The organism is Bradyrhizobium sp. AZCC 2289 (assembly GCF_036924615.1).
Classification (GTDB): domain Bacteria; phylum Pseudomonadota; class Alphaproteobacteria; order Rhizobiales; family Xanthobacteraceae; genus Bradyrhizobium.
The window spans coordinates 240921-253349 of the sequence record NZ_JAZHRY010000001.1; the positions used below are offsets into that span (position 1 = coordinate 240921).

Consider the following 12429-nt stretch of genomic DNA (forward strand, 5'->3'; position numbering starts at 1 on the left):
AGACTTGAGTCAGTGCAGTGGGTTAGGGTGGGAATGATCCTGTGATTGTGTCCATGTAAGGGGATTCCCAAATCGGCGAGGATATGATTCGATTCGGGCATGTTCATCGAGATGGTGCCCAATCGAGACTCTCCGCCTGCGGTGTTGCTGCGGGAGAGTTATCGCGACGAGCAAGGCCGTTCGCAGAAGCGGACGTTGGCCAATCTCAGCAAGCTGCCGCGTGATATGATCGATACGTTGAAGGCGGTGCTGAAGGGCGGAACGGTCATCGGCACTGGTCCGCAGGAACTGGAAGTCGAGCGCTCATTGCCGCACGGCCATGTTGCGGCGGCGCTTGGAATGATCCGCAAGATTGGCCTCGACCGGTTGATTCTGGGTGCGGCGAAGGATCCGGCCTCGCGACGCTGCTGCGATCTCGTTGTCGCCATGGTGGTTGATCGGTTGATTGCGCCACGATCGAAGCTGGGCTTTGTCCGCGCGATCGATGAGGAGACGGCGGTATCGAGTCTGGGCGCGGTCTTGCACCTTGGCCGGGTCAAGGAGCGGGAGGCCTATGAGGCGCTGGATTGGCTGCTCGAACGTCAGGGCCGCGTCGAAAATGGCTTGGCGCGGCGGCATCTCGAAGACGGCGTGCTGGTCCTCTATGACGTCAGCTCATCTTACTTCGAGGGCCGCTGCTGCCCGCTGGCGCGCTATGGCCACAGCCGGGATCACCGCAAGGACCGGCCGCAAATTGTCTATGGGCTGCTCTGCACACGCGAGGGACTGCCGATCGCCGTGGAGGTGTTCGACGGCAACACCGCGGATCCCTCAACCTTGAGCGCGCAGATCGAGAAGGTGAAGGATCGCTTCAGGATCAGTCGTCTGGTGCTGGTCGGAGATCGCGGCATGATCACCTCGGCCCGCATTCGCGACGAACTTAGGCCCGCGAATCTCGATTGGATCACCTGCCTGCGTGCACCGGCGGTGCAGGCGCTGGCCGCGGAAAATGGGCCGTTACAGCTGTCGTTGTTCGATGATCGCGATCTCGCCGAAATCAGCGCGCCGGACATGTTCCCAGGCGAACGGCTGATCGCGTGCCGCAATCACGACCTCGCCGCCGAACGGGCGCGCAAGCGTGAGGACTTGTTAGCAGTGACTGAACGCGAACTGGCCCGGATCGAAGCCAAGGTCCGGCGCAGGAACGCTCCCTTGCGTGACGCTGCCGAAATAGGTCTGGCGGTCGGCGCGGTTCTTAACAAAAGAAAGATGGCCAAGCACTTCGTCGTTACGATCCGCGATGGTCATCTCTCCTGGCATAGACGGCTCGATCAGATCGAGGCAGAGGCGCGCCTCGACGGCATCTATGTGATCCGAACCAGCATGCCTGCCGAGCATCTGAATGCCGCAGAAGCAGTTCAGGCCTACAAGGATCTCTCGCACGTCGAACGGGCATTCCGATCCCTGAAGAGCGTCGATCTGGAAATCCGGCCGATCCGTCATTGGACCGCGGACAGGGTGCGGGCTCATGTCTTCCTGTGCATGCTCGCCTACCATGTCGAGTGGCTCCTACGGGAGGCCCTAGCGCCGCTGTTGTTCCACGACACCGATCTGGCAGCAGCCAAAGCGGAGCGAACTTCTCCAGTTGCGGCCACCGCACCGTCAGACGTCGTCAAGGTCAAGAAGACAACCAGGCGATCGGCAGACGGTCAGCGCGTCATGAGCTTCGGTGACCTCATTGCGCATCTCGGAACACTCGCTCGCAACACCATGCACGTGCCCGCGCGCCCCAAGCACCGCTTTACCCTTCACTCCAAACCAACCGCCCTCCAGGAGGCGGCCTTCGATCTGCTCGGGCTCAATCCCGTTCGTGTCCAGTAACCGAGTAGCCTCGCGGACGAATGATCAAACCGCATCAGATACTTATGCGATTCATGGGTGAAAACTTCGGTCTAGAAGGCTAGGCCGCATCGGCGCAGATGCCTGTATCCCTCTCGCCTCATCCATTTACCTCGAGCAACGCGAGCGCTTTTTTTGCCAGCATGCGATTAGCGGGGTACCGGAGGGGTAACGGCCGCTATGGGTCAACAACGGTCCTGACGGCCCCGAAACGAGACTTCTGCTCTACCCCGATCAACGGACATCATCAGACCGGCCCGGCATGTCTCAAAAGTGCCAACAGGCAACATCTGAGGTTGGCCTAATGCTACAGAGACCGCTAACTCTGCTTCAAAGGTCCTGCTCATTTGAAGGCTTGCTCGGTGCATGCCTGTGGAACTTTAACGGATCGGGGAACGAAAGTCTCCGTCGCGATTTTAGAGGGTGAGGCCGCCGCTCGCCGTCAAGAGACAACGGCGCATGTTGCGGATAGCCAAAGGTCCTCTGGACCCGCTGTTCAAAACGAGCGCGCGCGCAGATAGTCAAAGGCGGCGGTCTCCATTTACTGCAAGCTGCACGGCGCGTGCTCGGTTGTATGGCGATTCATGAAATCGATGGTTGGTGGGCGGGGTTCACCGGAACGAAGGTTCCGTTATGCGAAACCGTATCGAAATTGACCACACCCACAGCCGGGCAATCGCGCAAGAGATCGGCGAACGGCTACGGGCGCACCTGGAGAGACGAATCCGAGCCACCGGCAAGCCTCCAAAAGCAGATCGACCGGCTACGCGAGTTGGATGGCCAATCGCCATCCACTATGAATCGCCGGTTACGCGGCACGTCGCACAAGGACGCGGGCCGAGGAGATCGGTTGCGGCTTATTTGGTCGTGGCGACGTAAAAGCTGATCGCTCAGTCGAAGTAGCGGCGTTCTAGTGTCGTCTCCGACACCTAAACTCCGCGATACTGCGGTCGCGCTGCCATAGCTCAAGGTTGTGGCCGTCCACTTTGGACACGATGAGACCAGGCTCAGAAACGGTTCGGTTAAGTCCTCATATTCGGGAAGCGCTCTGGAACCGTTTCCGAGAGTGCCCGGTTAGTTTGTGGGACCGATGGAGGATGATTGCCATGAGATATCAGGCTACGATTGCGATAGCTGTCATTGTCGCTGGTGCTGGGCTGGCGGTCTATTCTGTCGGCTCGCTGCCCCCCGAAAAGCAGTCGACGCCGACCGTCACCCAATTGGCGACACGATTGGCTCAGTCCGTGGATCCGTTTGTGCCTCAGTCCGGCGGCTAACAGCCGACGCAACTCAGACCGCATTGGCGGCGCTGCGTTAAACCATCCGGATAGACGGCTAGGAGGCGACAATCTCGCCCGCGAAAATGGCGGCAAGCCTACGGATGACTTCGAACGTCAGCTGCGGGTCTTGACATACGCAAATTACTTCCGGTCTTGCCCTCGAAAGCAGACATTGTCAGAGCCGGTTGGCAAGTCTCAAAAGTGCCAATGCCGGAAGTCGCCGGTTTGCGCGGGGATCAGGCGCCAACGCCGCTCTCGACTGAAAAAGGGGTAGCGCGCGCACCGATCGTTAATCAATATGAATGGTTGTTCAGACACCTAGAGGGGATTTTAACGCGTTTCGGAACGTAAAACGCCCACGGTGATTAGCACTCCAAACGTTAATGGGAGTGTTCATATGAAAAAGTTAGCTATCGTATTTGCCGCCAGTGCAGCCGCGCTGCTTGGTGGCTCCGGTGCAAACGCAGCAGACAACACGGTGAAGGCAAAGGCCGCAACCGACATAAGCCAGTCATCAACCGACTTCAGCTCGCGCCGTCGTTACTATCGCCACTATGGATATCATTACCGCCACTATGGATATCGTCACTACCGCCCGTACTACAGGAGCTACGGCTACGCTCCGCGGCCGTACTATGGATACGGCGGCGGTTACGGTGGACCATACTATGGAGGCGGCTATGGTTATGGCGGACCGAGTGTAAGCTTTAGCTTCGGCGGCGGTGGGTACCGCGGTTGGTAATATAAAAAAAGCCCGCAGAAGCGCGGGCTTTTTCTTTTATAGAATCGAGACTGTCCTTGCTTGAGACGATAGCCGTTCTCGCGCAAGCTACCTCTTGAGCTTGCACCGTCACAAGTCCCCGCGAGGCGCCAGACGGCTTACACGATCAGGCGAAAAGTCTAACAGTCCGTCCTAAGTGTCTGTCCGAAAACATGTTGAATCATCGGAATCATTTGTGATTCAAGGGAGGCGGTCCGAATCTGAAGGAGCGCCGATGTGGACGAAAGAGAACCGCGGTCGTTACGACCGCAGCCGGCTACGCTATCCCAGCGATTTGACCGATGAGGAATGGGCGTTGGTGAAGCCGCTGATTGCGTCAGCCAAGCGAGGCGGAAACAAGCGCACGGTGGATGTGCGTGAGGTGGTCAATGGTCTGATGTATGTGCTGAGCAGCGGCGAGCGATCCCGAAGGATCTGCCGCCGCGCAGCACGGTGCACGGTTATTTTGACTTGTGGACTTGGGACGGCACGCTCGATCGCATCCATCACGCGCTCTATGTACAATGTCGGGAAGTTGGCCAACCGAGAACCCAGCCCGAGCGCCGCCATCATCGACAGTCAAAGCGTCAAGAGCGCGGAAAAAGGGGGGCGTGGATTGACCCGCATGGCTACGATGCGGGAAAGAAGATCAAGGGCAAGAAGCGCCACATCCTAGTCGATACCCAGGGCTTATTGCTCCACGCCCTTGTACATTCGGCGGACATCCAGGATCGTGACGGCGGGGTGCTGGTGATGGCCACACTGTTTGGCCTGCATCCATTCCTGCTGAAGCTCTATGCCGACGGCGGCTATCAGGGGCCGATCTTTCAGTCCGCCGTTCGCAAAATCCTCCGGCAAATCGACGTGGAAATCGTCAAGCGTTCCGATACAGCAAAGGGCTTTGCGGTCTTGCCCAAGCGATGGATCGTCGAGCGCACCATCGCCTGGCTCAATCGCTGTCGCCGCTTGGCCAAGGATTGGGAGTGCCTCAACCGAAAGGCCTTGGCGTTCTTGCGCCTTGCCTCAATCCGCCTCATGCTCAGAAAGCTCTGTCAAAAAACAGCATGATCCCGGACAGACTCTAACATTACAGTTGTCGTTTTTTGAAGTGGGCCCGTTGGGCGGCGGCCTGGTGAGCTCTGCGCCAGAGTGACCATGCGATGATGTGTGCGGGTTGGATCCGCTTTCGGGCGAGCCTGATGGCGATGCGGCGGACTTCCTGGATTGACCAACGGATCAATGACGGATTGGTGATATTTTGAGTTTTGCCGTGGTTCGGCGTTTCGTTTTTTTGGGCGGCGGCGAATTGGCGCGATGGCGGATCACCGCCATCATGGCGAAGGCGAGCATCACCAGGGAAACGTGGCGATGCCACCCATGCCAGGATCTGCTCTCGTTGTGATCGAGCCCGAACTCGTTTTTCGCGGTCTCAAAGCTGTCCTCGATCGCCCACCGATGGCCTTCGACCGCCACCAGCGTTTCGATGGATGTTCCCGCTGGACACCAGGTGGTGAAGAAGGCGAGATCGCCATCGGCGATACGACGACGGATCAGCAGACCTCGTGTCCAAAGACCATGATTTGCGCTGTAAAATTCTTCGACCTCGAGATCGGCCAATTCGAGATAGCACCAATCGTGCAGCCGCGGTCCTTTGGTTCCGGCCCCTGCCGACAGGCGTTTCCAATCGGACGCGCGCCGCGTCCGAGCGATGTCCGCGGCCTTGCCGGCGACCGATCGCCGCTTGCCCCAGGATTGAAATACATGAGCGCTGCTGACCCCGAGCACGTAGCCTTTGCCTGCCCGGCGTAATTGCTGTTCGATATCGCCAACACCGTAGACAGTATCACCGGCAACCCACTTGAATGGTACAGACGCGGCTATGGCGCGTGCGATCATGCTCGTTGCAAGCTTTGGCTTGGTCGCAAAGCCGGCACCGGGAGGCACATATGCGGCTTCCAGACGATCTGGATCGTCGGTCCATTCCTTCGGAAGATACAGCGCGCGATCGATGAACGCATGACCGTGGCGCGACACGTAGGCGGCGAAGACGCCGATCTGGCAGTTCGTGATCTTGCCGGCGGAACCAGTGTATTGCCGCGCCACCCCGCACGACGCCTTGCCTTGCTTGAGAAAGCCGGTCTCGTCGATCACGAGCACCGCATCGTCATCCGCCAAATGCTCGATGACATAATCGCGGACGATATCGCGCAGACCATCAGCATCCCAATCCCTGCGACCCAGGATCGCCTGTTGCCGCCAAGGACCGGGATCGCCAGCTGCCTCCGCGCGCATCCAACCGGTCTTGCGTTGCTCATCTCCGAGCAGGCTTTCCAGAAACAAGCCTGCATTCCTCGCAACACGCTCTTGATTGAACAACGGACGTATCCGTTGCTTGATCTCACGAAGCGACGCCGCCCACAGCGCAAGCGTCTCTTCAATCGACGCTGGCCGCGTCCACGATCTTCGAATCATGGTTGCCCATGGATTCAGAAAACTGCATAAAAGGCAACTGTAGTGCTAAGCAACTTGTTTGATCGTCGCGAACCCGGTGAGGGTGATTTTCCCGGCATCGTTGAACCGGAAATGTGTGCGCACTGGTTTCCCGTCATATCCCCGATAGTCGAGAGACACGCCGTCCGTCTCAGGGCACAGTGCGTCGATCTCAAATGCACGAGCTGCTGGTCCGGCCAGCTTCGAGCGCCAGTACCATTCCATCGCGGATCGACCTCGAAAAGTTCCGCCTTCGCAGCATTCAATGGTCGCCGCGTCATCATAGAGGTCTAGCAGCACGTCCAGCCGTTGCTGCTTACAAGCGTCGATCCAATCAACGACTATACCGACAGCATCGAAGGCGTCCTGAGCATTCGACATATCCGCATCTCCACTGGTGAGCGCCTGCCGCAAGGACCAGGGTAAGACCTGTGGCTGAACGCAGGGTGAACGTGCCCCGATTATGTCGCGCGGTAGGGGGAATACCGGCCAAACGGCGGCTGTAGCGGTCGTCGGTAGGCGGGCCGTGAACTCATAAACCTGCTGGGCGGCCGGTTTGCGCTAGTCCGCTATGCCCCGATAGCGATCAAATTCCGCAGGGCAGCGAAATGACGCGATGGACCATAACCGGACTCATGCACCGTTGGTGTGGGCTCGACTCGAGTCAGTCTATTTTGATTTCGCGGGCCTTTCTCCCGGTTTGATCGTACTGCCTTTGTCCAGTCGGGTCATTGGTCGGGAGATTTCACGCTCCTCTTTCAAGCTTTCGGATTGCGCTCTCGGCGAGAGCCAGATCGCGGTGCAGATAGTTGGCATCCAAGGTCTCGACCACGATCCACGCTCCATCCTGTCGCTTTGCTGGCGTTGCGCACCAGCGCTTCGTGCTGCTTGTGGTGTCGTCGGATATTTTACTTGTAGTAACCGACACCGCATCCTAGCTCGCCAACTTTCGTGACGAAGCTGATTTTTGGAAACAGCGGCTCCGTGGTGCCGGGCTTGGGAAACATATACGGCTTGATTTCGGTGATTTGGCCTTCCGGTTTCTGCGCGGCGGCATAAATCGCTTCGCCGTAGGCTTCGCCCTTATTGTCTTTGAGCGTGCGAACATCAATGCCAGCCTTGACCGCTTTCGGCGTCGCGAGCGTCTTGGCGTCTGAGATTCGGAAACAGAACGGATAAAGATCGCGATCGAGGAATCCATCCTCGCCCTTAGTGAACTTGATGATGGCCACGACTTGATCCGCTTTGACCGCCGCGATGGCCTTGTCGAGCATCGCGCGCGCCTCTTGTTCTGTGCCGCCTTGCTGTGCGAGCGCAGCGCCCCAGAACGCGAGAACCGCTACTGTCGTCAATGGTACGCGCATGGTCTTCTCCTCGCTTGGTTGAACCTTCGATTGGCCGCGCCATTCTGTGCCCACGATAGGCGAATTTCAACAACGTCAAATACGTTGCTTACCTATCGTCCCCCTCGGCGCGGCGAAGTCCGAAATGGGTCAAAACCGGTCCTGACGAGCCTGAAACGGGACTTCCGAAATAGCCCAGAAAGCAGACATTGCCGGCGTCAGTCGGCATGTCTCAAACGTGCCATCACCGGAAGTCAGTTGATTTATGGAACACTTCGTCAGCGCATTTTTGCCTCGACAAAGCATCTCGGCTTTGTGAGCAAAAGGCCAGCGCGGTTCTCGTCATCGTCTAGCCATAATATAGCACCGATGGTGATACGATCGCGTTTTTTGGCGTCTGTTTTTGGATTGACGGGCGAGAGCAAACGTAACCTAATCAACGTACTAGAGTAGTCCTCCTGGCGGAGGCCCTCGTGAACGAGCTCTCGAGCTACGTATTCTCGCCGCTGAGGGAGGGAGACATTGCTCTCTACCGAGGTTCCGGCAACGGCCTGGCGCCGATTCTGCTGGTTGCCGCGGAAGAAACCTCGCTCGGATGCGTCGAGCGGCTTGAAAACGAATATGCGCTCAAAGCCGAACTTGACGCTGAGTGGGCGGCGCGACCAGTCGCGCTGACGCACCACAACGGCCGCATGACGCTGGTGCTTGAGGATCCGGGCGGGACGCCGGTCGATCGACTGCTTGGCCAACCTCTGGACGTATCGCATTTCCTACGCATCGCGATCTCTCTCGCGGGGGCGCTCTGCCGAGTGCATGAGCGAGGCCTTATCCATAAGGACATCAAGCCGGCAAATATCCTGGTGGACGCGGCAAGCGGCGGCGTGTGGCTGACCGGGTTCGGCATTGCCTCGCGTCTGCCGCGCGAGCACCAAGCCCCCGCCCCGCCAGAGGTGATCGCGGGGACGCTCGCCTACATGGCGCCGGAACAAACCGGCAGGATGAACCGCTCGGTGGACTCCCGCAGCGATCTCTATGCTCTGGGCGTCACCTTCTACGAGATGCTGACGGGGACACTGCCCTTCACGGCCGCCGATCCGATTGAGTGGGTGCACTGCCATATCGCGCGGCAACCGATGCCGCCGGATGAGCGGGTCGCGGGCGTCCCCGAGCCGCTCTCGGCAATCGTGATGAAGCTTCTCGCCAAGACCGGCGAGGAGCGCTACCAGACTGCCGCCGGTGTCGAGGCCGACCTTCGGCGCTGCCTGGCGGAGTGGGAGTCGCATGGCCGGATCGAGCCCTTCTCGCTCGGCGGTTGCGACGTATCGGACCGGCTGCTGATCCCGGAGAAGCTCTACGGCCGGGAGCGCGAGATCGACACTCTGCTCGCTTCCTTCGACCGGGTCGTGGCGAACGGCACGTCGGAACTCGTGCTCGTGTCCGGCTACTCCGGCATCGGCAAGTCCTCGGTGGTGAACGATCTGCATCAGGTGATGGTGCCGCCGCGTGGCCTGTTCGCATCCGGCAAGTTCGACCAGTACAAGCGCGACATCCCATACGCGACGGTGGGCCAAGCCTTCCAGAGCCTTGTCCGCTCGCTCCTCACCCAGAGCGAGGAGGCGCTCGGCCGGTGGCGGGACTGCTTGCTCGAGGCACTGGGCCCGAATGGTCAGCTCATCGTCAACCTCGTTCCCGAGCTGGAGCTCGTGATCGGGAAACAGCCGCCGGTCGCCGACCTGGCGCCGCAGGATGCGCAGAACCGCTTCCAGATGGTGTTCCGGCGCTTCCTCGGGGTGTTCGCGCGCAAGGAGCATCCGCTCGCGCTGTTCCTCGATGATTTGCAATGGCTGGATGCAGCAACGCTCGACCTCATCGAGCATCTGGTCACGCACCCGGAGGTGCGGCACCTGCTCCTGGTCGGCGCCTACCGGGACAACGAGGTTGGCCCCGCGCACCCGCTCCTGCGGACTCTCGATGCGATCCGCGATGCCGATGTGAGAGTGCGTGAGATCGTGCTGGCACCCCTCGGGCTCGATGATGTCAACCGGCTCGTCGCCGACGCGCTCCACTGCGAGCCGGAGCGCGCGCGGCCCTTAGCGCAGCTGGTGCAGGAGAAGACCGGCGGAAATCCGTTCTTCGCGATCCAGTTCTTCACCGCGTTGGCCGACGAGGGGCTGCTTGCGTTCGACCCGGTAGTGCCAGCTTGGCGATGGGACATGGAGCGCATCCGCGCCAAGAGCTACACCGATAACGTGGTGGATCTTATGGCCAGGAAGCTGAGGCGGTTCTCAGCCACTCAATGATCCGGTTCGCGTCGTAGCCTTCAACACTTTAGAGCATTGGGCGGACGACGTTTCGAAAGATGTAGCTCAAGAAATTCAGGCCCGGTGCGACATTGCGGGCGAACCCGTGCCCGAGCATGTCGAAGACTTTGTTGCTACCTACGCCGGACGGATGCGGCAGCTGGCGTTGCCACTGGTTTGAGCGGCGGTGAATGCATGGCATTTGCGCGCGCCACACCAAAATCTATGGACGCGCATTGGCATCGTCCGAACAGTCGGGGGGCCTGCCGCCCTGCCCAATGCAAGCCCGAAACAGCCACGGCTCAACATAGCTGCCCGCCCACATCCCGCGCCCAGCGTGCTCGGCATCGCGCTGGGCCGCAGCGTACTTCCCCTTGGAATATTGCGGCCAGTCGAGCGCGAGCCCATTGCGGACCAACCACTCGCCGAGATCGGCATCGCCCACCGTACAGATCGCAACAGTCCGTCGGTATTGATCCAATGAGATCGGGACGCAGCTCACCGGTCGACTCGCGATGAAGGCGTCGAGATCGTTCGCGGATTTCGCGCCGCAGCGATATTGCTGGCTGTCGTCGCCCCGGCAGAGCTGGGTACTCTCGGGCGCGTCAATGCCCCACAGCCGGATGCGCGTGCCGTGGATTTCGAGTGTGTCGCCGTCGATGATGCTGGGCTGCCCGGTTAGCCCGCCGGGCAATGCCGCACCGGTTGACGCGAGAAGCAACAGTACAGCGATCTTCTTTCGCGAGATCATCGAACGATCCAATACTTCCTCGCGACCTTTTTTCGCGGGCCGGATGATCTTGCCTCACGCGCGCTTGTGCCACCGTTGAGCGCCCGCATCATCCCGATCCGCGCGAACATCGTTGGCCCATCACGTTCGGCAACCAGCATCAGCGCCTCCATAGCGGCCTGCCATTCCCCAGCACAGTGTTCCGCCTTCGGCAGTTTGGTAGAACGCGGCGTCGCGGAGCGTGACGAACTTGCGCCCGCTGGCAGCGCGATCGGATCGGAGAACCGCTGATCCCATGACATGAAGATAACTATCAGTATTGTCGCTCAGGTTAAAATCAGCGCAATATGCCCGCTCGGGATAGGAGAGTGGCATGTTCGGTCCACATTTTCGTTGGGAATACGGGTTTCTTGCTCAGTGGGGCGATAAGTGTTGGGCTAAGGCGGTAGACATTCCCGTTACAGTTGACCGAGTTCTTGCGGGTTGCCCGCTCGAGTTCTTATTTGAATCCCAAGCTATACCAGAGACGCAGCTAACCAGCTTAGGTGCGGACAATGATGAAATATCGAGACATCGAATATACGGTCGTTCAAGGCATCGGGCGGCACTTGTGGAAATGGTCCGCATCGGTTGCTGACGTGGTGATCACGGGCCAAGCGCACAGTAAATCGGCGGCAGTGGTCGAAGCCGAGAAAGCGATTGACCGGGCACTCGCTCTAAAAACGGTGCGACTTGTGCCACCCAAGGGGGAAACGAATATGCCTTAGCCGTTTGCTATTCACCCCTGAATGGCAAGCCGCGATTGAGGGCCTGATGCTGGTCGCGGAATTGGGAGGGCCAACGATGTTTGCGCGAATTGGCGTCATGAGAGCCTTGAACCGCCGCGTTGAACGTGTGTTCGACTCGTCGCGGAAGGACAAGCATTGGGGACGCCGGAAGCTGCCGCGGGATCAATGACGAAAGCAGGCGGCCATCGAGGCATCGACCCCGACGGCGTTGCCGAAACCGAGGCCGATCATTTCGGCAATTGCCCGATCTGCGGAGCGTTGCTCGACATGCGCGACCTGACTCAAGTGCTGGCGCATGTTCACGACGCCGAGATTGAGATCGGCGAAGGTCCGGAGCCGCGCGGGACGGTCCGCTTTTATGACAAGGGGGGCGTTAGCCGGTCCGACGCTCGTCGGCCTGTGGCGCTTCCGGCGGTGCGTTCAGCTGAACTCCGGCCCTCAGCACTTGTTGCTGATAGGCCTTCCCATCCTCCGCTAACAGTTCCATCTCTCGCGTGACCCAGTTCTGATATTCCCGGAGTATATCGGAGGGCGTCTCGGCATCGCCAATCTGTTTGGCCGTTTCAAGCGCCGCTTGCATGCCCTTATGACGCCGGGCAAACCAACCGTCCGCAAATTCCTTCAAGCCTTCGAGCGCGGTTTCTTGGTTCTCCCAGAACTTGACGCCTATCGGCGCATAGGCCTTCAAAGCAGCTGCTGGCTGCAAGATGTTCGGAAATAACGTCACGTTATCGCTCATGGTCATTCTCCGTTTGAGTTGACCTGCCCCATGAGTCTTATAGAGACTAATAAAATAACCATCCGCGTGTGACGCCCGATGTTCGATATCGCACAAGAAAAATTCGGCGTCGGGGCCTAGC

At 59.4% G+C, this 12429-nt stretch carries 11 protein-coding genes and 2 pseudogenes; 7 read left to right on the top strand and 6 right to left on the bottom strand.

The genetic code is table 11. From position 1 onward, the window contains the following. Positions 1 to 99: 99 nt before the first annotated feature. The 5 genes and pseudogenes from V1289_RS01295 to V1289_RS01315 all read left to right on the top strand — a co-directional run bounded on the left by V1289_RS01295 (position 100) and on the right by V1289_RS01315 (position 4986). Complete coding sequence (locus V1289_RS01295) at positions 100 to 1860, top strand: IS1634 family transposase (protein WP_334395305.1); 1761 nt, start codon at positions 100 to 102, stop codon at positions 1858 to 1860. A 1124-nt stretch (positions 1861 to 2984) separates the two neighbouring features. Beyond that, a complete protein-coding gene (locus V1289_RS01300; RefSeq protein WP_334395306.1) occupies positions 2985 to 3155 on the top strand; it encodes a hypothetical protein in 171 nt (56 codons plus the stop codon). Between the two features lie 400 nt (positions 3156 to 3555). After that, positions 3556 to 3900 (top strand): hypothetical protein, encoded by a 345-nt coding sequence (locus V1289_RS01305; protein ID WP_074271333.1) that lies wholly within the window; start codon positions 3556 to 3558, stop codon positions 3898 to 3900. Positions 3901 to 4153: 253 nt separating this feature from the next. Continuing rightward, a pseudogene (locus V1289_RS01310) lies at positions 4154 to 4291 on the top strand (transposase); the annotation flags it as partial. Positions 4292 to 4371: 80 nt separating this feature from the next. After that, positions 4372 to 4986, top strand: coding sequence for an IS5 family transposase (locus V1289_RS01315; RefSeq protein WP_334395307.1), 615 nt, complete (start codon positions 4372 to 4374; stop codon positions 4984 to 4986). Between the two features lie 168 nt (positions 4987 to 5154). Here V1289_RS01315 and V1289_RS01320 read toward each other — a convergent pair whose 3' ends face one another. From V1289_RS01320 to V1289_RS01330, 3 genes are all read right to left on the bottom strand, one after another. Then, positions 5155 to 6390, bottom strand: coding sequence for an IS701 family transposase (locus tag V1289_RS01320; RefSeq protein ID WP_334395308.1), 1236 nt, complete (start codon positions 6388 to 6390; stop codon positions 5155 to 5157). A gap of 45 nt (positions 6391 to 6435) precedes the next feature. Then, positions 6436 to 6789, bottom strand: coding sequence for a nuclear transport factor 2 family protein (locus tag V1289_RS01325; RefSeq protein ID WP_334395309.1), 354 nt, complete (start codon positions 6787 to 6789; stop codon positions 6436 to 6438). A 527-nt stretch (positions 6790 to 7316) separates the two neighbouring features. Continuing rightward, positions 7317 to 7826 (bottom strand): cache domain-containing protein, encoded by a 510-nt coding sequence (locus V1289_RS01330; RefSeq protein ID WP_334395310.1) that lies wholly within the window; start codon positions 7824 to 7826, stop codon positions 7317 to 7319. Positions 7827 to 8257: 431 nt separating this feature from the next. Between V1289_RS01330 and V1289_RS01335 the strand changes: the two are divergent. Next, a pseudogene (locus V1289_RS01335) lies at positions 8258 to 10033 on the top strand (ATP-binding protein); the annotation flags it as partial. 241 nt (positions 10034 to 10274) lie between these two features. Here the strand turns inward: V1289_RS01335 and V1289_RS01340 are convergent. After that, a complete protein-coding gene (locus V1289_RS01340; RefSeq protein WP_334395311.1) occupies positions 10275 to 10802 on the bottom strand; it encodes a thermonuclease family protein in 528 nt (175 codons plus the stop codon). A gap of 533 nt (positions 10803 to 11335) precedes the next feature. Here V1289_RS01340 and V1289_RS01345 point away from each other — a divergent pair. Then, entirely contained in the window at positions 11336 to 11548 is a 213-nt protein-coding gene (locus V1289_RS01345; protein ID WP_334407983.1) for a hypothetical protein, read from the top strand. A gap of 183 nt (positions 11549 to 11731) precedes the next feature. Here V1289_RS01345 and V1289_RS01355 read toward each other — a convergent pair whose 3' ends face one another. After that, on the bottom strand, positions 11732 to 11872 hold the full coding sequence (locus V1289_RS01355; protein ID WP_334395313.1) for a hypothetical protein: 141 nt from the start codon (positions 11870 to 11872) through the stop codon (positions 11732 to 11734). Positions 11873 to 11942: 70 nt separating this feature from the next. Then, positions 11943 to 12308, bottom strand: a complete 366-nt coding sequence (locus V1289_RS01360) for a hypothetical protein (protein ID WP_334395314.1) — start codon at positions 12306 to 12308, stop codon at positions 11943 to 11945. Positions 12309 to 12429 lie beyond the last annotated feature (121 nt).